24 protein-coding genes and 2 riboswitches are annotated in these 22,911 nt (G+C 41.0%); of the genes, 17 read left to right on the top strand and 7 right to left on the bottom strand.

All coding sequences use genetic code 11. From position 1 onward, the window contains the following. Positions 1-54: 54 nt before the first annotated feature. The 5 genes from proB to EV579_RS02795 all read left to right on the top strand — a co-directional run bounded on the left by proB (position 55) and on the right by EV579_RS02795 (position 4,397). The gene (proB, locus tag EV579_RS02815) at positions 55-1,152 is read left to right on the top strand and encodes a glutamate 5-kinase (RefSeq protein WP_133743897.1); all 1,098 of its coding nucleotides are present in this window, start codon (positions 55-57) and stop codon (positions 1,150-1,152) included. Between the two features lie 12 nt (positions 1,153-1,164). Next, positions 1,165-2,412, top strand: a complete 1,248-nt coding sequence (locus tag EV579_RS02810; protein WP_133743896.1) for a glutamate-5-semialdehyde dehydrogenase — start codon at positions 1,165-1,167, stop codon at positions 2,410-2,412. Positions 2,413-2,536: 124 nt separating this feature from the next. Next, positions 2,537-3,673 carry a Rap family tetratricopeptide repeat protein gene (locus EV579_RS02805; protein ID WP_024426809.1) on the top strand — a complete coding sequence of 379 codons (1,137 nt, stop codon included), beginning with the start codon at positions 2,537-2,539 and terminating at the stop codon, positions 3,671-3,673. Further along, positions 3,663-3,797, top strand: coding sequence for a hypothetical protein (locus tag EV579_RS02800; RefSeq protein WP_024424642.1), 135 nt, complete (start codon positions 3,663-3,665; stop codon positions 3,795-3,797). The genes EV579_RS02805 and EV579_RS02800 overlap by 11 nt, the downstream gene beginning before the upstream one ends. A gap of 171 nt (positions 3,798-3,968) precedes the next feature. Further along, the gene (locus EV579_RS02795) at positions 3,969-4,397 is read left to right on the top strand and encodes an organic hydroperoxide resistance protein (protein ID WP_024424643.1); all 429 of its coding nucleotides are present in this window, start codon (positions 3,969-3,971) and stop codon (positions 4,395-4,397) included. A 32-nt stretch (positions 4,398-4,429) separates the two neighbouring features. Here EV579_RS02795 and EV579_RS02790 read toward each other — a convergent pair whose 3' ends face one another. Next, entirely contained in the window at positions 4,430-4,876 is a 447-nt protein-coding gene (locus EV579_RS02790; RefSeq protein WP_024424644.1) for a MarR family winged helix-turn-helix transcriptional regulator, read from the bottom strand. 161 nt (positions 4,877-5,037) lie between these two features. Here EV579_RS02790 and ohrB point away from each other — a divergent pair, with 161 nt between their 5' ends. Beyond that, a complete protein-coding gene (ohrB, locus tag EV579_RS02785) occupies positions 5,038-5,454 on the top strand; it encodes an organic hydroperoxide resistance protein OhrB (RefSeq protein ID WP_024424645.1) in 417 nt (138 codons plus the stop codon). Between the two features lie 85 nt (positions 5,455-5,539). Here ohrB and guaD read toward each other — a convergent pair whose 3' ends face one another. From guaD to EV579_RS02770, 3 genes are all read right to left on the bottom strand, one after another. Continuing rightward, entirely contained in the window at positions 5,540-6,010 is a 471-nt protein-coding gene (gene guaD / locus EV579_RS02780) for a guanine deaminase (protein ID WP_073204920.1), read from the bottom strand. A gap of 139 nt (positions 6,011-6,149) precedes the next feature. Continuing rightward, positions 6,150-8,438: a 5-methyltetrahydropteroyltriglutamate--homocysteine S-methyltransferase gene (gene metE, locus EV579_RS02775; RefSeq protein WP_073204922.1), complete on the bottom strand. Its 2,289-nt coding sequence runs from the start codon at positions 8,436-8,438 to the stop codon at positions 6,150-6,152. Positions 8,439-8,588: 150 nt separating this feature from the next. Then, positions 8,589-8,780, bottom strand: a riboswitch (cobalamin riboswitch). A gap of 112 nt (positions 8,781-8,892) precedes the next feature. Then, positions 8,893-9,852 (bottom strand): S8 family peptidase, encoded by a 960-nt coding sequence (locus EV579_RS02770; protein WP_024424648.1) that lies wholly within the window; start codon positions 9,850-9,852, stop codon positions 8,893-8,895. 443 nt (positions 9,853-10,295) lie between these two features. Here EV579_RS02770 and EV579_RS02765 point away from each other — a divergent pair, with 443 nt between their 5' ends. The 7 genes from EV579_RS02765 to EV579_RS02735 all read left to right on the top strand — a co-directional run bounded on the left by EV579_RS02765 (position 10,296) and on the right by EV579_RS02735 (position 16,679). Continuing rightward, positions 10,296-10,982, top strand: a complete 687-nt coding sequence (locus EV579_RS02765) for a response regulator transcription factor (RefSeq protein ID WP_073204925.1) — start codon at positions 10,296-10,298, stop codon at positions 10,980-10,982. Positions 10,983-10,985: 3 nt separating this feature from the next. Beyond that, the gene (locus EV579_RS02760; RefSeq protein ID WP_073204928.1) at positions 10,986-12,335 is read left to right on the top strand and encodes an ATP-binding protein; all 1,350 of its coding nucleotides are present in this window, start codon (positions 10,986-10,988) and stop codon (positions 12,333-12,335) included. Between the two features lie 66 nt (positions 12,336-12,401). After that, positions 12,402-13,091, top strand: a complete 690-nt coding sequence (locus tag EV579_RS02755; protein WP_073204932.1) for a PepSY domain-containing protein — start codon at positions 12,402-12,404, stop codon at positions 13,089-13,091. Positions 13,092-13,184: 93 nt separating this feature from the next. Further along, entirely contained in the window at positions 13,185-13,703 is a 519-nt protein-coding gene (locus EV579_RS02750) for a PepSY domain-containing protein (RefSeq protein ID WP_122631240.1), read from the top strand. 281 nt (positions 13,704-13,984) lie between these two features. Then, on the top strand, positions 13,985-14,125 hold the full coding sequence (locus EV579_RS18925) for a hypothetical protein (protein ID WP_003212346.1): 141 nt from the start codon (positions 13,985-13,987) through the stop codon (positions 14,123-14,125). A gap of 133 nt (positions 14,126-14,258) precedes the next feature. Beyond that, a riboswitch (M-box (ykoK) riboswitch) is annotated at positions 14,259-14,423 on the top strand. Positions 14,424-14,631: 208 nt separating this feature from the next. Beyond that, the gene (mgtE, locus tag EV579_RS02740; RefSeq protein ID WP_024424654.1) at positions 14,632-15,990 is read left to right on the top strand and encodes a magnesium transporter; all 1,359 of its coding nucleotides are present in this window, start codon (positions 14,632-14,634) and stop codon (positions 15,988-15,990) included. Between the two features lie 290 nt (positions 15,991-16,280). After that, entirely contained in the window at positions 16,281-16,679 is a 399-nt protein-coding gene (locus tag EV579_RS02735) for a hypothetical protein (protein WP_133743895.1), read from the top strand. A 65-nt stretch (positions 16,680-16,744) separates the two neighbouring features. Here EV579_RS02735 and EV579_RS02730 read toward each other — a convergent pair whose 3' ends face one another. Further along, positions 16,745-17,608, bottom strand: a complete 864-nt coding sequence (locus tag EV579_RS02730; protein WP_103132210.1) for a LysR family transcriptional regulator — start codon at positions 17,606-17,608, stop codon at positions 16,745-16,747. Between the two features lie 209 nt (positions 17,609-17,817). On the opposite strand from EV579_RS02730, the gene EV579_RS02725 reads away from it, so the two are divergent. Next, a complete protein-coding gene (locus tag EV579_RS02725; protein ID WP_103132209.1) occupies positions 17,818-18,189 on the top strand; it encodes a cupin domain-containing protein in 372 nt (123 codons plus the stop codon). A gap of 128 nt (positions 18,190-18,317) precedes the next feature. Here EV579_RS02725 and EV579_RS02720 read toward each other — a convergent pair whose 3' ends face one another. After that, complete coding sequence (locus EV579_RS02720; protein ID WP_024424656.1) at positions 18,318-18,647, bottom strand: MerR family transcriptional regulator; 330 nt, start codon at positions 18,645-18,647, stop codon at positions 18,318-18,320. Positions 18,648-18,840: 193 nt separating this feature from the next. Between EV579_RS02720 and EV579_RS18920 the strand changes: the two genes are divergently transcribed. From EV579_RS18920 to EV579_RS02710, 3 genes are all read left to right on the top strand, one after another. Next, complete coding sequence (locus EV579_RS18920; protein ID WP_087975683.1) at positions 18,841-18,996, top strand: hypothetical protein; 156 nt, start codon at positions 18,841-18,843, stop codon at positions 18,994-18,996. Positions 18,997-19,033: 37 nt separating this feature from the next. Next, entirely contained in the window at positions 19,034-19,198 is a 165-nt protein-coding gene (locus EV579_RS02715; RefSeq protein ID WP_024426818.1) for a hypothetical protein, read from the top strand. A gap of 357 nt (positions 19,199-19,555) precedes the next feature. Beyond that, positions 19,556-20,020 (top strand): MarR family winged helix-turn-helix transcriptional regulator, encoded by a 465-nt coding sequence (locus EV579_RS02710; RefSeq protein WP_087975546.1) that lies wholly within the window; start codon positions 19,556-19,558, stop codon positions 20,018-20,020. 234 nt (positions 20,021-20,254) lie between these two features. Here EV579_RS02710 and EV579_RS02705 read toward each other — a convergent pair whose 3' ends face one another. Beyond that, positions 20,255-22,675: a bifunctional diguanylate cyclase/phosphodiesterase gene (locus EV579_RS02705; RefSeq protein ID WP_073204937.1), complete on the bottom strand. Its 2,421-nt coding sequence runs from the start codon at positions 22,673-22,675 to the stop codon at positions 20,255-20,257. Between the last annotated feature and the right edge of the window lie 236 nt (positions 22,676-22,911).

The raw sequence follows: 22,911 nt of genomic DNA, 5'->3' as shown, positions 1-22,911 counted from the left end.
TAAGGAGAGATAGGGATTTTTTTGTGCCTAAAGGTATAGCGGAGGGAATCAAGGATGAAAAAGCAAAGGATCGTCATAAAAATTGGCAGCAGTTCATTAACAGAGCAAAAAGGAGCCATTGATGAACAAAAGATGCAGGATCATGTAAGAGCCATAGCAAAGCTCAAAGAAGCAGGTCATGAAATCATTTTAATTTCATCAGGAGCCGTTGCAGCAGGATTTGGCAGTTTAGGCTATCCATCAAGACCTGTGACCTTAAAGGGGAAACAGGCAGCCGCTGCCGTTGGTCAGGGTTTGTTAATGCAGAAATATACAGAGCTTTTTTCACAGTTTCATATGACACCTGCTCAAATGCTTTTAACACGTAATGACTTTTCAGATCGAACAAGATATCGAAATGCGTACGCAACGATGATGGAGCTGCTTGAAAGAAAAATCTTGCCGATCATAAACGAAAATGATTCAGTCTCCATCGAGGAGCTTACCTTTGGGGATAATGACATGCTGTCAGCTCTTGTCAGTGGATTAATCCATGCAGACCAATTGATCATATTAACAGACATCAATGGCATTTATGATGCAAATCCAAATGAGCATCCTGAGGCGAAGCGATTTGATGTCCTGACCCACATTTCAGAAGAATTGTTTTCATATGCAAAGAGCACCGGTTCAAAGGTTGGAACAGGCGGAATGAAATCGAAGCTCGCAGCTGCACAAACGGCACTTTCACTTGGCGTGAAAGTCTTCATTGGCACAGGCACTGGAGAAGACAAGCTGCTTAGCATTCTTGCGGGTCAAGGCGACGGAACGTATATCGGTGAACAGGATTTATCAGCTGTGAACAACCGCCGTCAATGGATTCAATTCCACTCACCGGTCTCTGGGAAGATCATGATTGATGCAGGAGCGGAAGCGGCGATTTTGCATAATGGCAGAAGCCTTCTTCCGGCAGGAGTCATTGATGTCGCTGGTGACTTTTCTAAAGGAGAAGTCGTAGAAGTCGTCGGTCCAAACGGATTAGTTGGTAAAGGACAAACCTTGTACGCCTCCGATGAGCTTCTCGGCATTAAAGGAATGCGAAGTGACGAGCTTGCAAAAGAGAAGCCTGAGGTCATACACCGAGATCACTGGGTACAGCATGTACAAAACTAAGGAGGGAATACGATGAATGAAGTTCTTGAAAAAGCAAAAAAAACAAGTGCAGCCAAAGATCAGCTGCTTCTAAAAACGACGGAACAAAAAAACGCTGCCCTGCACGCCATTGCCAGTGCACTAAAAGCATCTTCAGCTTATTTAATAGAAGAGAACCAAAAGGATGTTCAGGCTGCTGAGGAAAAGCAGTTCACGCCATCTGTCATTGACCGGATCACACTCACAAAAGAGAGAATTGAAGCCATTGCAGATGCGACCCTTCAACTCATTCAGCTAAAAGATCCAATTGGTGAAACGTTAGAAACCATTCAGAAAGAAAACGGTCTGTTCATCGAAAAGGTTCGTGTACCGCTTGGAACGGTTGGAATGATTTATGAAGCAAGACCAAACGTGACAGTCGATGCTGCGACCCTTTGCTTGAAAACTGGGAATGCTGTGATTCTGCGCGGAAGCTCCTCTGCTATTCATAGTAATAAAGCAATTGTAAAGGTGATTCATGAAGCGCTTCATACGACGGATATTCCAGTAGACAGTGTGCAATTGATTGAAGACACAGGCCGTGAAACGGCGAAAACGCTGTTCACTTTAAATGAATACCTGGATGTCCTCATTCCGCGCGGCGGGAAGAATTTAATTGATCTTGTCGTGAGAGAGTCAACTGTGCCGGTGCTTGAAACAGGTGCAGGAAATTGTCATATCTACATTGATGAAACAGCGAAAAACGAAATGGCTGAGCGGATTGTGCTCAATGCCAAAACTCAAAGACCTTCAGTTTGTAATGCGATCGAGAGCATTGTCATTCATAAAAAATGGGCAAACAACTACGGTGCTTCTTTATTTGAAGCCCTTCAATCCAATGGGGTAGAAATACGCGGTGATGAAGCCGTTTGCGCGCTTGCTCCTAGTGCTGCATTAGCGACAAATGAGGACTATGCAACGGAGTTTTTAGCACCGATCGTCAGTATTAAAATTGTAGAAAACATAGAACAAGCGATTCAGCATATTCAAACATATAGCTCTAAGCACTCTGAAGCGATCATTACGGAAAACGATGAGCATGCAGCCCTTTTCTTAACAGCAGTCGATGCTGCCGCTGTTTATCATAATGCCTCTACTCGTTTCACAGATGGCTTTGAATTTGGCTATGGAGCGGAAATAGGTATTAGTACGCAAAAACTTCATGCAAGAGGGCCAATGGGTCTGCCAGCCTTAACGTCTGAAAAATTTGTCATTCGTGGTCAAGGACAAATAAGAGAATAACGAATTTAAAAGAGAGTCTTGTGACAACAGGCTCTCTTTTTCCTTTCATTTTTGTATTTCTCCGGTCAAGTATGATAAAATATGGTAATGTTTTATATTTTGAGAAGATTGGAGAAGGCAACGTATGGCGAAAATCATTCCCTCTTCGGATATTGGAGTGAAAATCAACAAGTGGTATGAATTAATCCGCAGATTTGATTCCGAACAAGCAGAACAGTTAAAGCAGGAAATTCGCACCTCTCTTGATTCAATGGAAGAAGATCAGAATTTGCTTCTCTATTTTTCTTTAATGGAATTTAGGCATGAGGTCATGCTCGATTATTTAAAGCCATTAAAGGAAGGAAAGCTTCGCGCCAACTTTTCCGAGCTTTCGAAAGAAATAGATGAGCATCAAACGCATGTCACAGGCATGCTTGAATACTACTATCATTTTTTTAGAGGCATGTATGAATTCGGGCGGAGGGAGTATATTGCTGCCATATCGTCTTATCAAAAGGCAGAGCATAAGCTTTCTTTTGTATCAGATGATATTGAACGTGCGGAATTTCATTTTAAAATGTCAGAAATATATTATCACATGAAACAAACTCATATCTCGATGCACCATGCTAAACTAGCGCTGGATGTTTATGTTCAGCATGAACTGTATGCGCTTCGCACGATTCAGTGTGAATTTATTGTGGCCGGTAACTACGATGATATGAGAAGGCATGAAAAAGCATTACCACATCTCGAAAGAGCACTTGCGAGATCAAGAGAGTTTCAGAATGTGCGTTTTATTGCCTCCTCTTTGTTTAATATGGGCAACAGTTATTACCGAATGGGAGACTTGGGCCGCGCACTCGAATTAATGAAAGAATCCATCTCGTTATTTGATCAAAATCAATCCGATCATCTTCGTCGATCTATAGACCCTCTTTATACAGCCGCTCAGATATTATACAAACAAGGAAAACACGAAGAAGCATTACACTACAGAGAAGAATGTATGAAGAGAGCAGAAGCTCTTCAAGATGACATTCATATTCAGAAAACCATATTTCTAGAAGCATTGTATTTAAGACAAGATGCTGAGCATATTAAACGAATTTTCCATTTTTTAGAGTCTGCCTATGCATATCCAGATATAGAGGAGCTGGCATTAGATACCGCAAAGTATTATAATGAAATGGGGGATTATGAAAAATCTTCCATGTTCTATGGGGAAGCGGAACATGCTCGAATCTATATTCAGAGAGGGGATTGTTTATATGAATTTTAAAAAATGGGCAGTCGTCTGTACAAGCATCACCATTATGGCATTGTGGCTGGCAGCAGCAAATGCCGACCCAGATAACAGAAACCATACGCTAGAACAACCGAATCCGCAGCATGACACGATCTAAAAGCCCTTTTTAAAGGGCTTTTTTTTACTGCCTAACAATTTCCGGACATACTCATAAAAAGGGTTCAGGCAGGAAAACTTAAAAAAGAGTATTTATTGATTGACTCTGTAATTTAAATTGTGTACAATTCAATTGTAGAAAACATTATTGAAGAGAAAGAGGGTTATATTCATGTCAGACGTTTTATTTACAGCAACGGTATCAGCTGTCGGAGGAAGAGAAGGTAAGGTTGTTTCAACAGATGGTGTACTTGAACATGATGTAGCAATGCCTGGAACACCAAGAGCAAAAAAACTTGAAAAAGCAACAAATCCAGAGCAATTATTCGCAGCAGGCTACTCTGCATGTTTTGATTCAGCCCTTCAAATGGTAGCAAGACAAGAGCGTATTCGCTTTGAAAGTGAAGTTACAGCACATGTCAGCTTATTAAAAGACAGTTCAGATGGCGGCTTCAAACTAGGCGTTCAATTAGAGGTAAAAGGAACTGGCATTGAGCAGTCAGCATTAGAAGAACTTGTTCATAAAGCACACGGCGTTTGCCCATATTCAAAAGCAACTCAAGGAAACATCGAAGTAGAACTAGTAGCTGTCGCACAATAATAGACATTATAAAAGGCTGAGGGAACATTCCCTCAGCCTTTTGATTGTGTTAAATTTTGCAAAAGCTCATGTAAAGAGGCACGCAGTGTTTTTAGCTCTTCTTCCGATCTGCCTGTCCCAGTCAGCATGTGAGACGGAATCGCAGTGGCCTTTTCTTTTAGCTGCTCTCCATATTCCGTTAAACGAATTTGTACAGACCGCTCATCCTCTTTTGAACGTTCTCGGATAATGAGTCCATTTTGCTCCATTCGTTTCAGCATGGGCGTGAGTGTACCGGAGTCTAAATAGAGAAGCTCTCCCATCGTTTTCACATTTAATGTTCCATGCTCCCACAATAAAAGCAGTGCCAAATATTGCGGGTACGTAATATTTAATTCTTCTAACAACGGTTTATACTGCTTCGTCATCTCTCGTGAACTTGCATATAACAAGAAACAAAGCTGATTTTCCAGCTTCATATGTTCAAATTCATTTGTCATGTCAGTCACCAACTATTTTTTGTCATACTTATCATTGTATAAGATTTTCTTCCTTTTTAAAATAAATACAGACGAAAAATGAAAAATTCTTCAATGTGCGATAAATGTTTGAGAAATGAATAGAACGTGAAAAGGATGAATAGATGAAGGAGGAGATGAAGATGAAACCATTATTCACAGCAAAAGTAAAGGCGCAGCATGGAAGAGCTGGACATGTTCGTTCAGAGGATGGTGTGCTCGACCATAACATTGTCATGCCTAACGCAAAGAAAGATGGAGAGACTGGTACAAACCCAGAGCAATTATTTGCAGCAGGCTATGCAGCTTGTTTCGGAGGAGCACTTGAGCACGTAGCGAAGAAGCAAGGGATAGAAATAGAATCGGAAGTAGAAGGACATGTCAGTCTTTTAAAAGATGAAAGCGACGGCGGCTTTAAGCTTGGCGTAAAGCTGATTGTGTCTGCGAAAGGTCATGATCATGACAAAGTGAAAGAGCTTGTCCATGCTGCCCATGAATTCTGTCCATATTCAAAAGCAACAAGAGGGAACATTGAAGTAGAGCTTGAAGTGGCGGAGTAATAGTAGAAGACAAAGGGCTAAAATAAAGATCATTTTAGCCCTTTGTCAACAATCCGCAACACCTGCTTACGAGCAGGTGTCTTTTTTAATATTCTTTCTTTTTATCGTATGTTTCCCATGCTTCAAATGGCGCAAGGGTTTTTTGAGTTGTCAGTTTGTAAAATGGTATATTTCTTGATTCGTATTCTTTGTTGATTTCTTCATAAATAAATGAGTCATCAAAACCAGAATCCGCTGCATCCTGATGTCCAGCAGCAAAATACACAGCTTTTGGTCTAGCCCAGTAAATAGCGCCAAGGCACATCGGACAAGGCTCGCAGCTTGTGTATAGAATGCAATCTTCTAATTGGTATGTATGTAGAGTTTGGCACGCTTTGCGAATGGCTGTGACTTCTGCATGTGCGGTTGGATCGTTACTCGTTGTCACGTTGTTGCTGCCCTCTGCAATAATCTGACCATCCTTGACAATGACTGCTCCAAAAGGACCGCCAGTACCACTATTGACTCCTTCTACTGCAAGATCAATTGCGCGTTGTAAAAAATCTTCGTGATTCATTGTCTTCCTCCCTTTGTTCGACTGACTTCTCTAGTATAAACGAATCATGCTAGAAAAGAAATCATCATAGCAGGAGATCGAACAGGCCAATTTGCGCATAAAAAACCCCTGCCGAGTTCAGCAGGGGAGAGACATTCAATTAAGCGTGCTGCGCCAGCTTTTTACGAGCGACTTCAGCAGCTGTGACCATGTTTTTCAAAGCAGCAATGGTTTCAGGCTCTTGTCTAGTTTTTAGACCACAATCCGGATTCACCCAGAAGCGATCTGTTGGACAAACGTTCAGCGCATCATCAATAATTTCGCTCATTTCTTCAACAGATGGAACACGCGGGCTATGGATGTCATAAACGCCTAGTCCAAGTCCTTTCAAATACGGGTGTTTTTCTAAGTAATCGAGGAATCCGCCATGACTGCGTGAATGTTCAATTGTAATCACGTCAGCATCCAAGTCTTCGATTGTATCGACAATATCCTCGAAGTTACTGTAGCACATATGTGTATGAATTTGTGTTTCATTTTGAACGGATGATGTGGATAAACGGAATGACTCTGCTGCCCAGTTTAAATATTCTGCCCAATCACTTTCTTTGAGCGGAAGTCCTTCTCTTAGCGCAGGCTCATCCACTTGGATCACTTGAATACCAGCTGCTTCTAAAGCTTCTACCTCTTTACGCAAAGCGAAAGCGATTTGGAAAGCAATGTCTTTGCGAGAGATATCCGTTCTTGGGAAAGACCAGTTTAAGATGGTAACAGGTCCTGTCAGCATGCCCTTGACTTTTTTCTCTGTCAAACTTTGTGCGTAAACCGTCTCTTTCACTGTCATTGGCTCTGTAAACTCTACATCTCCATAAATGATTGGCGGCTTCACGCAGCGTGATCCATAGGATTGAACCCAAGCAAATTTTGTAAAGGCAAATCCGGCTAGCTTCTCACCGAAGTATTCAACCATGTCTGTACGTTCAAATTCCCCATGTACGAGCACATCCAGACCAATTTCTTCTTGAATATCAATCCATCGTTTTGTTTCTTTTTTAATAAACTCATCATACTCTGCATCTGTCCACTCATTTTTGCGCCACTTTTGACGAGCACTGCGCACTTCGGCAGACTGCGGGAAACTGCCAATTGTTGTTGTTGGAAGAAGCGGGAGCTCAAGAGATTCGTTTTGGATACGAAGGCGTTCTTCAAAGGCAGCTGGACGTTTAAAATCTTTCGATGAAAGATTGTTGCGTTCCGCTGTTAGATCCGCATTTGTTCCTTTTGCGAACTCTTTTAAGGTAAGAAGTGCTTGTGCTGCTTCGTTAATATCAGAATCAATGGCAGCTGCTCCTTTTGTTAAACCTTCTTTTAGCAGTGTTAATTCAGCCAGCTTTTCAGTAGCATAAGACAGTCCGTTTAATAGTTTTTCTTCAAGCTGTTCGCTTGGGTGTTTGGCAACTGGCACATGCAGCAAGCTGCTTGATGGCTGCAGCCATACTTCTTTCGGCTGAACGTCAGCAATGACTTCAGAAATAAAGGATAATCTTTCGCCAAGGTCTGATCTCCAAATATTTCTTCCATCAATGACGCCTGCTGCTAAAATTTTATCTTTCGGGAAGCCGTGCTTTTTCACTTGATCAAGGTTGCGCCCTTGATCATGGACAAAATCAAGACCGATTGCTTCAACAGGATATGTGACAAGCTCTTCATACGCATCTACTGAATCAAAGTATGTTTGAAGAAGAATGTTCAACCCAGGTACGGCTTCTTTGATCGTTTGATAGATTTCTTTTACGGCTTTTACGTCTTCACTGGAAGCTGTGACAAGTGCAGGTTCATCAATTTGAACCCATTTGACGCCTGCTTCTTTAAGTTCTTTTAAAAGCTGAGTATAAAGCGGCACTAGACGCTGCTGGATTTCTTTTACTTCATTTGCTTCATAACCTTTAGAAAGTGAGACAAATGTATATAGACCAAGTACAACCGGTTTTGTTTCAACACCAAACGCCTTTTTCACCTTTTCGTAAGCTTCAAGCGGTTTGTTGTGTGTGAGTTTAAATTCTGTGCTTTTTTCGTATTCTGGAACGATGTAGTGATAGTTTGTATTAAACCATTTTGTCATTTCACTTGAGACAGCATCTTTTGTTCCTCTTGCCATCGCGAAGTATGTATCTAGCGGGTCTTTTAAGCTGCGGAAGCGCTCTGGAATCCAATTGAACATAACAGCGGTATCCAGCACGTGATCATAGAAGGTAAAGTCTCCAGAAGGAACAACATCAATTTGTTGATCGATTTGTGTTTTAATGGCAGTTAAAAATTGTTCATCCAGTGTGCTTAAGAGGGTTTCGCGGTCTGTTTGACCTTTCCAGTAAGACTCAAGTGCTTTTTTCCATTCTCTGTTTAAACCAATTCGCGGAAAGCCTAGATTACTTGTTTTAACAATTGTCAATTCCAATTCCTCCTCTAAATATAAAAAGACATTTACGCTCATGATCATGATTGATGAGGTAAATGTCTGGTTTAAAAGACAAAATGTGTGTGCGAAATAAGGCGTGAGTATCACTGACGCTTTTCCGACATCTCCTATCAACCGTAGGGGGTTTGATGTGATAGAGCGGCTGGTATCCTGGCTGGTGAATCTGCAAGCTTTTCATCCTTCCCATCCTCATGACAGTGGATTCCTGAGAAAAGCTCTCCTCACTCACAGTGGCGGGACCGCGCCGGATTTTCACCGGTCTTCCCAATTAAAATTCGACGTGTAATCGAATTACCGACTCTCAAACTATGAATTTATTGTGTTCGATTATATAACGTTCACTTCATTTCGTCAAAGTAAATTTTGAATAATTTTAATTAAAAAAATCCTGAGAAAATTCTATCTTTTCTCAGGACCTCTATTTAAGCTATAGAGATAAAAGATCTGCTTCCAATGTTTTTTCTAAAAGGACATCAGGCGCAGTTAAATATAAAAATCCATTCCCTACAAGGGCTTTCGACTGTTTTAATGGAAGGGTTCTTCTGACAAGCTGAGCATAAACCTCAGGCTCTGTCAGCTTGCGCTGGAACGCTTCTTCTTCGGCATTTTTAATAATGGCTAGTGCACCGCTTACGTGAGGGGCAGCCATTGAAGTCCCTGTGAGCCTGCCATATTTATGGTTAGGGAGAGTGGATAAAATGTCTTCTCCTGGAGCGACGAGGTCGATTTCTTTATTGGCGTTAGAAAATTCAGAGGATTCTCTAGCAAGGGAAACAGAACCGACGGCAATGACTTCATTGTATGCTGCTGGGTAGGAGAACTCTTCCGTACGCTCGTCCCCGTCCCCTTCATTTCCTGCTGCGCACACAACAAGCACACCGCTTTTAACCGCATTTTGAATGGCTTCCTGCAGGGCAGGCTCATTGCTTGGACCACCGAGAGACATGGAGATAATATCCACCTTCTGCTCTGCGGCATAGTTGATGCCATCAATGATCCATTCATATTTTCCGCTGCCATTTTCACCGCCAAGAACTTTCACGATGAGAAGCTTGGCTTCAGGGGCAACCCCTAAAATTCCGCCATTTTGATCTGTTGCGGCAATCGTTCCTGCTACATGGGTACCATGCCCATTGTAGTCTTTTACATTTTCAGCATCTCCATCGTCATCATCGGTAAAGTTCTTCCCACCGATAATCTGATCTTTTAAGTCGGGATGCTCTGTGTCACAGCCTGTATCAAGGACAGCAATGGTTATGCCTTTTCCTTTGAAGCCACTTGACCAAAGTTCGGGTGCTTTAATCTCCTGAATACTTTCCGGCGTCTCTTTCGCTTCCATCACATTGGCTTTTACTTCATACGGAATTAAGCGAATTTCACCTTTCATAAGAAAGCCCTCCTTATTTTGTTTTCAAAGTAGATTCAGGCTGCATAATGTTATTGTATAAAAGAAACTTTTGATCGGAAAGGGTCAATTGTAATAATTTTTCAAATAATCAATCTATTATCAAAAGTGCAGTTCTCCTCACATATTGACGAAAGAGCTCACCTTTTGAAGAAAACTCTTGATATCATATGAAAAAGAAGGAAAAGCTGCATAGTGAGGTTGCACATGTACAGATGAAAATGGGTGAATAGAACTAAAAGAGGCAGACTAAAAAATAATGAGATGAAGTAACAACTTGAGAAGAAGGCTCAAGTTAAATGTTTTTTCTCAAAAATAATTCCCTCCATAAAAAAATAGATGTGAAGATTGTGACTGTTCCAAATAAGAAAGGCAACATATAATAATGGAAAGACAAGCTTGCCTTTTAGATAGGAGAGATAGAGATGAACAAAGGGAAGATACTCGTAGTCGAAGATGAAAAGAAAATCGCAAGGGTGCTGTCACTTGAGCTTGAATATGAAGGATATGAGGTGACAGTCAAAGAGACAGGAATAGACGGGCTTCAGGCTCTTGAAGAAGATAGCTTCGATTTGGTGCTGCTTGACGTCATGCTTCCAGAGTTAAGCGGGCTTGAAGTGCTGAGAAGGGTTCGGAAGACAAATACAGCGACACCTATTATTTTGATTACAGCAAGGGGAAGTATTCCTGATAAAGTAAGCGGGCTCGATCTTGGGGCGAATGATTATATAACAAAACCTTTTGATATAGAAGAATTATTAGCACGAATTCGCGCGCAGCTAAGGTTGAATATACATGCACAAGAAGAAAAGGAGACAGAGCTGAGCATAGCAGACTTAACGGTCAACGAGAAAACAAGAGAAATACAAAGGGCTGGGCAAATGCTTGAACTCACACCGAGAGAATATGACCTGCTTGTTCACTTACTGAACCATCAGCAGCAAGTGCTCACAAGAGATCAGCTTTTAACAGCGGTTTGGGGTTTTGATTATTTCGGTGATACAAACGTGGTAGATGTCTATATCCGTTATTTAAGGAAAAAAATCGATTACCCATTCGAAAAACAGCTGATTCACACAGTGAGAGGTGTGGGTTATGTGATGAAAGGATAAAGAATGAGATTAAAAAATAAGATTCAGCTTTATACGTCGTTGTCTTTGTTTTTAATGGTGCTCTTGTTTCATACAGCCATTTATTTTATTTTTTCGATGACCTTGACGCAAAAAGATATGTCCCGCTTGTCTGAGGTGGCTGAAAATATTGCGATTGCTTTAAAAAAATCAGAGGAAGAAGGTCTTCCGTCCTCGGAGCTGCTGAAGGCGTACCTGCCTCAAAATGGCATGATCCGTGTCGTGACAGAATCGGGAGAGTCAAAACTGACTGTCACAAAGGAATCAACGTTTAGCTCACTGCCTTTTACATACGAATCTGGCCAGACGGCTGAAATCAAAGAATACAATAAGCATATGGTTGCGTTCGCTGCTATTCCGGTCATTTGGACAAATGGTGAGATTATGTCGCTTCAATTATATGAAGAAATCGAAAATACGGAAGAGAACTTAGCCTTATTAAAAATGATTTTAATCGCTACCGGCGTTTTGTTTATTGTGCTTTCCTATTTTGCAGGCCACGTGTTAACAAAGCAAATTGTCCGGCCGATTAGCAGAATAACGAGTACCATGAAGGCAAGTATGAAAGAGAAGGCGTTTAAACGAATTGAATTAACAGGCGATTCAAAGGATGAACTATATCAAATGGGACAAACCTTTAATGAAATGTCCGAGATTCTCGAGAAGCATTATGAAAAAGAACAGCAATTTTTGCATGATGCCTCTCATGAATTGAAGACACCGATTACCGTCATTATGAGCTACAGCAATTTACTCAAACGCTGGGGGCAAACACGTCCAGAGGTTGTAGAAGAATCCTCCCAAGCGATTCATGATGAAGCGAAAAAAATGAAAAGACTGACAGATCAATTACTGACATTGGCGAAAAACGGTCAGCCGTTATACTTGGATATGAAGCCGGTTGATCTTGGTCATTTGTGCAAGCAGCTATGTCATACACTTGAAGTGGCCACCAATCGAACGATTCAATCCCATGTGCAGTCAGATCAGCCGCTGATCGCAGAAGGAGACGAAGAGAAAATCAAACAGCTTTTGACTATCTTAATTGATAATGCGGTCAAATATAGTAGAGAGCCAGTTGATGTGACCTGCGGATGGGCAGGAGACAAGCCATTTATTTCAGTGATTGATCAAGGAATCGGTATAAAAGAAGAGGATCTGCCGAAAATCTTTGACCGCTTTTTCCGTGTGGATGAAGCGAGAAACAGCGAGACGGGCGGAACCGGACTTGGTCTTTCAATTGCGAAGCAAATTGCAGAAGAACATGGGGCCGAGCTGAAGGTAGACAGCCGTATCGGTGAAGGGACAGCCATGACCATTCTTTTTCAGAAATAAATAGGTCTTTTCTCATCAATTTCTCATTTCCTCCTTATAAAATAGGAAATAGGAAGGAGGCGCTGCATGTCTAGAAAAACGAAAATGGTGCTTGCGCTCGCAGGATGTCTTGCGATTCTTGCTGCCTTTGCAATGCTCATGATCCAAACCATTGATCATAAAATATTAAGTGAAGCAGAAATGAAAAAAATGATCTCAAAAGACTACAATGGAAACATTACACATATTGATCTAATCAACCATAAACAGGACTACACATTGACGCTGGAAAATGCAAATGGCATCTACCAAATCATTGCATCTTCTGCAAGCGGTCAAATGAAAGAAATTAGACAGTTAAAAAGCTATCAGAAGCCAAATGAAAAAAATGCTGAGCTCCAGGCAGAAGAGGCGGCTGTTAAAAAGGTGAGCGGAACCGTCATTCAAAAGAAAGAGACATCAGATCGTTTTATTTTTACCATCCAATCAAAAAAAGAATTATATCAAGTCGAAGTCGACAAACAATCATTTAAGGTGCTTGAAGCAGAAAAGAAAAAACCAACCTCTAAAGAAAAGAAGCTCACAAAAATCACCGTCGAGGAAGCGATCCAAATTGCCGTCAAAGAGGTTGGCGGAACAGTGGATGATGCCGATCTTGAAACATTCAGCGGTATGCTCGTATTTGAGGTGGAGCTGGATTTGCCTGACGGCAGAGAGGCAGAGGTGCTTGTGAACGCCTATACAGGAGACATTGAGGGCATTACGTACGAAAACTAATCCTTTTCTCATGATATTCTCATGTTTCTTTCCTTCCTTTATCATCTTGTTTTCTTAAGATATAGAAGAAATCAAAAAGAGGAGGAAATGAACATGATGAAAAAAGTACTAGTAGCTACAGCATTAACGGGAACTCTTGTCGCAGGTGGTTTCACACTTCAAGCGCAAAATACAAATCAAACAGCAAACGCCGAGCAAGTCGTGCAAAAGAAATCGTCTTTTGTTTCAAAGAAACAAGCTGAAAAAGCAGCCTTAAAAGTGGTGAAAGGCTATGTAGACGATGTGGATCTTGAGCGTAAAAAAGGAAAATGGGTGTATGAGGTCGAGATTAAAAAAGGCGGCTTTGAATATAAAGTATATGTCGATGCAAAAACTGGAAAAGCGCTGAATGACCCAGTCAAAGAAAAGAAACAGAACGTGAAGATCACGAAAAAACAGGCTGAAAAAATGGCTCTTGCAAAAGTAAAAGGCACAGTCACAGATTCTGATCTAGATAAAGAAAATGGTGTGTACATTTACGAAATTGAAATCACAACACCAAGCGGCGAGGAAGTTGATTTTGAGATTTCCGCTAAAACAGGCAAAATCCTGAAGCAAGAATGGGATGATTAAGCTATGACCAAACCTTACATTTTCATGTGTAAGGTTTTCATCGTGTAGACAAACCCTCGCATTCGGTGTCAGGTCTGCGCTCCGGTGCTCACGAATGTCGAATTCGCTCCGCTCCGGTGCTCGCCCTTCCTAGACTGCAAAGGTTTTCTATCACGCTGAATAGAAGACAAAGGGCTAAAATAAAGATCATTTTAGCCCTTTGTCAACAATCTGCAAACCTTACACTTTCATGTGTAAGGTTTTTTCATTGGGACAAACTACGGGAAAGGAGGCGAGAGAATATGAAGAAAAAAGAAGAAGAGCAAACAATGGATCACGCGGAATACGTTCCGCATCCTGATGGAGAAGGATATGCTTTGTTTTTGCATGATTCCTTTCATCTCCTCTCCCAAGAGGATATGAATCAGCCGGAAGAGGAATAAAAAGACATGAAAAGGGCGATGGCTGAGCTGTCTATCGCTCTTTTTTTGAAAAGTAAGCGAATACATAAGGATACTTGGCATCTTGCTTATTGACATCATTCCGCTTTTTCTGTAATCTCAGTGTGTTAACAATATGAGACTTCGTTAGGTGAGGCTCCTGTATGGAGATACGCTGCTGCCCAAAAATGTCCAAAGACGCCAATGGGTCAACAGAAATCATCGACATAAGGTGATTTTTAATGCAGCTGGATTTGATCCTATGCCATACAGTGCTAAAGCTCTACGATTGAAGGAGCAAGTGTTTATTTTGTCATGCTTACAAAGCGCCTTCATTCGGTTGAAGGTGCTTTTTTATGAGAAAAGGAGGTGTGGGGATGGATCATCCCGATTCGAGACACATAAAGAGTATGTCAAAAGATCAGATTGACGCATCAGACAGAGGAGATCCTGACCCCCGCACATTCTAAGGGATTCGGGTATCTCCTGACTTTGGGGAGGTAACAGCGATGATACAGAACATTACGTACGATGAACTCATTTTAAGAATCATTATTTTATTAAGAGATGGCAAACGCAAAGAATTTAAAAACATTATGGAAGAACTTCAGCCATATGATATGGCCTATTTATTTAAAGAACTTCCAGAAAAACACCGCGGCCGTTTCCTCAGCTTTTTAACAATCGATGATGTGACGGAAATGATGGGTGAGCTTGAGCGCGAATACCAAGAAATTGTGCTTGAAAAAGTAGGAAAAGACAAAGCCACCTTCGTCACAAACAAAATGGATAACGATGACCTAGCCAACTTGTTTGATGAAATGGATGATGAGCTGAAAGACCAGCTTTTATCAAACATGGAGGCAGAGGAATCAAAGGCCGTCCAGCTTCTCATGAATTATCCTGCTGAGACAGCAGGCCGGATCATGACCAACCGGTACGTTTGGATTCCTCAGCACTATACGGTTCAGGACGCGGTTGTAAAGCTGAAAAGCTTTGCTGAAATTGCAGAATCGATCAACTATTTATATGTCATTAATGATCAAAAGCAGCTTGTGGGGGTTCTGTCGTACCGGGATCTCATTTTAGGTGAACCAGATGAAAAAGTGCAGGATCTTATGTTTACAAGAGTCATTGCCGTTGGAGCTTTTCAAGATCAGGAAGAAATTGCAAAGCTGATTGAACGGTATGATTTTCTTGCCATTCCTGTTGTAGAAGAGAACAATGTCCTCGTCGGAATCGTCACAGTCGATGATATCATTGATGTCGTCATTCAAGAGGCAGGAGAAGACTATGAGAAGTTCGCTGCCTCTGGTAAAGATATTACATTCGACACGCCCGCTTTTGTTGCGGCATACCGACGTCTCCCGTGGCTCATTTTGCTTTTGTTCATTGGGCTGATTTCAGGCAGTATTTTAAATTACTTTGAAGATACCCTTCAGCAAGTCGTCGCCTTAGCCTTCTTCATGCCAATGATTGCCGGGATGACAGGGAATACAGGGACACAGTCGCTAGCGGTCGTCATTAGAGGACTTTCAAAAGAAGAATTAACGAAAAAAACCATTATGCGCCTGATTTTTAGAGAGCTCCGAACAAGTATTTACATTGGGATTGTCTGTTCCATCATTATTACAGTCGTCGCAATGGTGTGGCAGGGCAATATGATTTTAGGATTTGTTGTCGGTTCCTCACTGCTTGCCACACTGATTATTGGAACGATGGCAGGTACGATCGTGCCTATTATTTTACACAGATTAAACGTCGATCCTGCGATTGCATCTGGGCCGCTGATTACAACATTGAACGATATTTTATCACTGCTTATCTATTTTGGTATTGCGACAGCGTTCCTTCATACACTTATGTAGCAAGAAGACTGTAAAACATGACGTTTTGCAGTCTCAGCGCGCTGACAAACCCTTGCATTCGGTGTCAGTCCTTGCGTGCCGGTGCTCACGAATGTTCAATTCGCTTCGCTCCGGTACTCGTCCTTCCTAGACTTCAAAGGTTTTCAGATCGCGCTGAAAGGTAGACAAAGGACCATCCTTTGTACACAATCTAAGCCTGTAAAACATGACGTTTTACAGGCTTTTTTTGTATAAAGATTGCATATAGCGCTTCCATCCTTTACATTTTAAGGAGAAGGTGGGAGAGAAACATGAAGAAATTCTTATTCATTTTGATGTGTATGTTTTTGCTGAGTGCATGTCAAAGGGAGGACGAGGGGAAAGACCGAAGGCTAGTGGCTGCAGAGCATATGCTTGAAGCCATCACCGAAGGAAATAAAAGAAAAATGGAAGACGTCTACGTCGAAGGTGCGGTACCGAGCCCGGATGACATTCTGAAACTGAAAAAAGAATGGGGCATAGACACGCTTTCTTATGAGGATTTTCAATTGGAAGAAGCCAGCATTCATGTGTTCCATGCGAATTACGAAGATGCAAAAACCGGGAAGAAAAAGGCACTTGCCCTGCGGGTGAAAGAAGATCCAGAAAGAGGCGGTGTGCTGATTGACTTTGTAGGGGTTGTTGAAGGGTCTGAGGCATCCTCTAAATAAAAGTCAAGGTATTTTTAAAAGGATAGAAGAGCTGACAAAAATGAGCTCTCCTATCCTCTTTTTTATCACAAATCAGTTATACCCATTAACTCCATAAAGTGTGAGAGAGCACTGGTCATGTAAGAATCGCGGCGCCTTATAAACACAGTAGGCACTATTCTATGTGGCTCTGGTAATGGATGACAGGTAAAGCCGCCTTGCACCCGAGATTCAACCATAGATTTTGGTAATACGGTAACTCCCAGACCGTTTTCAACGCATTTAAGCACGCCCTCTAAAGTACCATATTCCATTACCTTCATAGGAGGATAACCACTGCTCTCAAGCCATTGCTGCCAACGCCCTAAATAGATGCAATGAGCGAATGACGAGAGCAATGGTTCGTGTAAAATTGATTCTACCTGGAATTGCTCCGAGGAGTAGCTTGTAATCAGGACCAGGGATTCGTCCAATACAGGATACTCCATAATTTCCGGATGAAGAATGGGCCCATCTACCAATGCGCCGTCTACCTTGTAGTTGAGAATAGCACTAACTTGATCTACTGTAGGTGCCATATACATACTCAATTCTACTTGTGGAAAATTCTTATGATATTCGGAAAAAATTTTTGGCAATCTTGTAGAAGCGGTTGACTCTATAGATCCAATGTGTAAAGTTCCCCGCGGAGTCGAGGAAAGCTTTACTGCCTCTATTGCTTCTTCGAAATCGTAGAGTAATTTGTTTACATAGGGTAATAGTTCTCGTCCTGCAGGTGTTAAAGATATCTTCTTATGATATCGATAGAGAAGAGGAACTCCTAATTCTTGTTCAAGACGTTGGATTCGTGCCGTAACATTGGACTGCACATAATTCAATTTCTGTGCCGCTTTTGTGATGCTTTGTTCAATTGCAACGGCTTTAAACACTTCCAAAGATTTAATATCCAAAATAACTCTCCTTTTTGCATCACAAATTGTGATTAACTATACGTTATTTTTTGATTTTACGTGATCCAAAGGAATAAGTAAACTTAAAGATATAAGAGGTTGATGCTAATTGTGTCCCTTGGTATCTGATCATGAGGAGGATGGTGAGGTAGGCAATTTTATCTAGAAAAAGATAAACAGACGTTTCCAATGAATGAGGAGGGAATCTATTGATTTCAAAGACGAATGTCCAAGAGAAATTTTTGCAAATAAATGATTATTGGAATCCTAGAATTAGCGGAGAATTGAACGATTCATACATTAAGATGGTAAAAGTTAAAGGTGAATTCATTTGGCATCACCATGATGACGAGGATGAAATGTTTTTTGTATGTAAAGGGAAGCTGGTCATCCGTTTCAGGGATAATGAAATAGCTGTTAATGAAGGGGAGTTTATTGTAATTCCTAAAGGAATTGAACATCAGCCAATTGCTGAAGAAGAAGTTCATTTGCTATTAATTGAACCCAAAACGACTCTAAACACGGGGAATGTGGTCAATGAACGAACCGTTTCGATTCCTGAACGAATCGATGGACACTAACTCATTGCACTTAACAGGTACGTTAGTTAAAAAAGAGGCAGCCATCGCTGTCTCTTTTTCATTCAGCAATTGAAACAATCAATACGAACAAAGTTTTGATTTTAAAGAGTAAGCGATTCTTTTTTTGTTTAACGATTTTTATACCGAAAGTGTGCGTTAATCTGGCCTTCCAGCATTTTTTTCTTAAATTGTCCGCTTTTTAGCGCTTGTTCTTTTTTCTTCATGTCTTTTAAAATTTCAGCTGTCTGCACACCGTCTTCCCGTTTATTGGCGATGTCCATCAAACGTTCAACATCTGCAAAAGAATATTTCCGAGTGCCTCTTGTTGAGCGCTGGGGGTAAATGAGTTTACGTTCCTCATAATATCGGATTTGCCTGACGGAAAGCCCTGTTAGCTCACTGACAATCCCGATTGAAATGACTTTTTTATCTTTATAAGATACATCTTCCTGCGTCATATACTCACCCCTGCAAGTTTTTTCTTCATATTATATAGAACGAGAAGTGAAAAAACCTATCGTTTGTTAGAAAATATAACACAAAAACGAAAAAAAATGAAAAAACCATGGAAGGAAAGATTACAGAGAGTGTGCAATACATCTTACGGCGGCATATAATCATGGTGAATTGACATAGGAGGAGGAGCATATGATGGAGCAAGCACAGATCATTCGTATGGCAAAAGAAATCATCGCATTAGATGTGAAGAGGGATGAATTGCTCGAGCAATTCATGCAGGCTGCAGGTCAGAATGCACATGCGCTTCTAAGAGCCATGCAAAATGATTTGTATAAGAAGTCTTCATAAGCACCCGATCCAAATCACTTGATAGGAGGGGTAATCGGTGCGGCGTATATTAAAAGAAGCTTTAGCAAAGGAAAGACATTATTATACGAAGCAGCTATGTTCATTAGGGGTTTACAGCCCTGATGCGGCCAAGAACATGACAATTAGTGACCTAAAAAAAGAGTATCATTTCTTTTTCAACAAAACAGAGCGCTGTTTGTAAAAATCCCTTGAAATGTGCGTATGTCACATAAAGGGTTCTTTTTTTGTGTTTAATATTATAGCAATATTGAATTTTGTAGAAATTTGGCGAATGAAGTGCAAGAAACCATAGATTCTTTACAGATTTTGTTAAAGTGTGTCGTATCTTGATGGTTTGCTGAAAAAGCTTTTTTTCGAGATGATTGTGAAAAATAAGAAGGATTTTAAAAGTTTATATCGAAACCTTATACATAACACGAATGGAGTCACTTATGTGGTTGAAAGGGTTTTCAAAAACGTACTTCTATTTTTTACGAAAGGCTCCAACTGCACCGCAAGACAGCCTTGAAGTTAAAAAAATATTATAAGAGGTAGATATGTGATGAGACTATCGTTTAATGAAGAAGAAGTAGAACGCTCAATGACGCTTTACAAGGTTTTTGCAAGAGCATTTAAAAGCGTTTCAGAACACAGTATTAGAGACAGCAAAGAGCATGGATTCAATCCAACTGAATTTGCCGTTCTTGAATTACTGTACACAAGAGGTGCTCAAAAGCTTCAGCAAATCGGCTCAAGACTCCTGCTAGTCAGCGGGAATGTGACGTACGTAATTGACAAATTAGAACGAAATGGTTTCATTGAAAGAGAACAGGACCCCAAGGATAAACGGTCGGTTTATGCCCATTTAACGGAAAAAGGGCGAAGCTATCTTGACAAGATTTATCCGATCCACTCTCTTCGAATTGCGCGTGCATTCTCTGGTCTGACGCGTGAAGAGCAAGAGCAATTGATTAGTCTATTGAAAAAAGCAGGTATTCACAGTCAGCATTTATTATTTAGATAAAACGAAAAGGTGCCATCATTGGCACCTTTTAAATTGTTGACAAAGGGCTAAAGTGATCTTTATTTTAGCCCTTTGTCTTCTTCTCAGCTCAGCGTGACAGAAAACCTTTGAAGTCTAGGAAGGACGAGTACCGGAGCGGAGCGAATTGAGCATTCGTGAGCACCGGCACGCAGGACTGACACCGAATGCGAGGGTTTGTCTGCACGCTGGAAGGTGCCATCATTGGCACCTTTTTTATGTGTCAAGCAGCGCCGGATAGGCGATGAATTTTTCAATATCGCTTGCTGGCAGCGGTTTGGCATAATAAAACCCCTGCAGGTCGTCACAGCCCTGGGCAGATAATAGCTGAGCCTGTGCAAACGTTTCAACACCTTCTGCTATCACTTCGAGAGATAACTGGTGTCCCATCGCTATAATAGCCCCTGTAATCTGTTCAGACTTTGAATCACTTAAAATATCCTCAATAAAGGATTTATCAATTTTCAGTCGATGAATCGGTAAATCCTTTAAATAGCTTAATGAGCTGTGGCCTGTACCGAAATCATCAATACTAATGCGGACGCCAAGCTGTTTTAGCGACGTTAACACCTGTTTTGATTGCTTGATATTGTCCATTGTCATACTTTCTGTGACTTCAAGCTCCAAGAGTGACGGTTTCAGGTCGTATTTTTTCAGTGTGAGCTTGATCAAATCAATTAAGTCTTCAGAATTGAATTGTTTCGCAGATAAATTGACAGCCACAGGAATCTTCAGCCCATCGTCATACCACCTTTTTGCCTGCTTGCCAGCCGTATCAATGACCCATCTGCCAATATCAATGATCAGACCTGATTCCTCTGCCAGCTCAATAAAAGCCTCAGGTGATTTTAAGGAACCATCTGGTGCCTTCATTCTCAAAAGGGCTTCAACCCCAGTCATCTTTCTTGTTTTGGCACTGACTTGCGGCTGGTAGTGAAGGACAAATTGCTCTCTTTGAATGGCATCCCTCAGCTCCAGCTCCCGGTTTAACCTGTCCTCACTTAATCTTTCCATGGATTCGGTAAAGAACTCATAACGGCTTTGCTTATGTTTTTTGGATAAATACATGGCCATATCGGCTTTTCTCATCAGCTCCATCCCGTCTTTGCCATTTTGCGGAGAGATGGCGATCCCAATGCTGATCGATGTAATGAGCTGATGGTTCTGGATGAAAAAAGGACGTTCAAATTGATGGATGATATTTTTAGAAAATTGTTCGACTTTATGTGTATCATGATCCATGTGGGGAAAGATCATTAAAAATTCATCACCGCCAAGTCTTGCGATAAAGCCATTGTCCGGTAAACATTGTGTCAGTCTATTTGCGGCAGCTTTCAGCAGTAAATCTCCGATGTTATGCCCAAGTGCATCATTAATAATTTTAAAACGATTTAAGTCAAGAAACAGAACCGCTGTTGATGTTTTTGACTTTTCTTGAGCGGAGAGAACATCATTTAAATGATTGATGCCGTGGCGGCGGTTAGGAAGCTCTGTTAGTGCATCATAATGTGCCATCACATGAATTTCTTTTTCTGCAATCCGCTGCTGCGTTAAATCTTTTAAAACAAGATAAATGCTGTCGAGTGAATTGTTCACATGAACAGGTATGTAAGTGACATGATAATAATAAAAACGATCTGCTGCTTTCAGTTCTGCTTCGCGTGTGATAGCTTTTTTTGACTGAGAAATAAATTCTTCCCACAACTCAGTCGGCATCACATATTGGCTGACATCATCACCAATCTTAGAATTGCACAACTCTAAGATTTGTTTACCAGAGTCATTTGCAGAAAGAACCTTTCGATCGACAGATAACACGATAATGCCGTCTATATTATGTTTGATAAGCGATTGAAACCGCTGTTCATTTTCTTTCAGCTGATCTGACTGCGTCATGATCCGGTGATCAATATAGGCACCAAAAATCATCAGTGTTTGGACTATAAGTGTCATTAAGCCGACAAAAATCGACAGACTGAATGGCGACATTTCAAGAGATCCACCTATAGCAGCCTGTCCATTTGAATGATAAAACATGGTAGAGGCAGCCATACCAGTATAATGCATACCTGCTATAGCACCGCCCATCAACATTGAACCAAGACCCTTTAAAAGATAATTCTCCCGTTTACTTTTCGTGCGGTCAACACGAAAGAAGAGTTTCAATGAGAAGTAGGAGGTAATGGCAGCAATGAAAAACGAAAGAAAAAAGAGGACTGGATCATAGCTGATTGAGACATTGGCCATTGATTCCATTCCAAGATAATGCATGCTGCAAATAGCTGAACCCATGGTGATTGAACTAATGAGCAGCCGTCTTCTAGAGAGCTGCTTTTGAATGCATATTGAAAAAGCGATCAAGGATCCGATAAATGAGGCCAAAATCGATAAAATCAGTAAGTATGTATCATATGTGATGCCAACACGCATTTGAAATGCCATCATGCCAATAAAATGCATCGACCATATCCCCATTCCCATGATCATTGCACCAATGAGCAGCCATACCTTTTTCTTTGCACCGCTTGATTGTGCTACCCTGCTGGCTATATGAAGAGCTGAGTAGGAGGCAACAGCGGCGACAGCGATTGACAGAAAGACAAGCCATCCATTGTAGCTTCCTGTTAAATGGGTCATGTAAGAAAACCTCCTGTATCTTAAAACAGACATATACTTAATATATCGGATCGAATGGCTTCTGTGTTCACCTTTCCTTCACTTAAATACAATAATCAACGTTTTTTTCACCCTTCTTTTATAGTAAAATCAAATTTAATGTAAAAAAACGACGAAAAGCGAATCGTTTCTTCGGTTTTATTCGTTTAATATATGGTGTGATTCTAAAAGAGATAGAATCAGTCAAATGATTATGT

The organism is Bacillus sp. BK450 (genome assembly GCF_004364885.1).
GTDB classification, from domain to species: domain Bacteria; phylum Bacillota; class Bacilli; order Bacillales; family Bacillaceae; genus Bacillus; species Bacillus safensis.
Note: the sequence above shows the minus strand (reverse complement) of the source record. Positions and strands in the feature narration are given on the sequence as shown.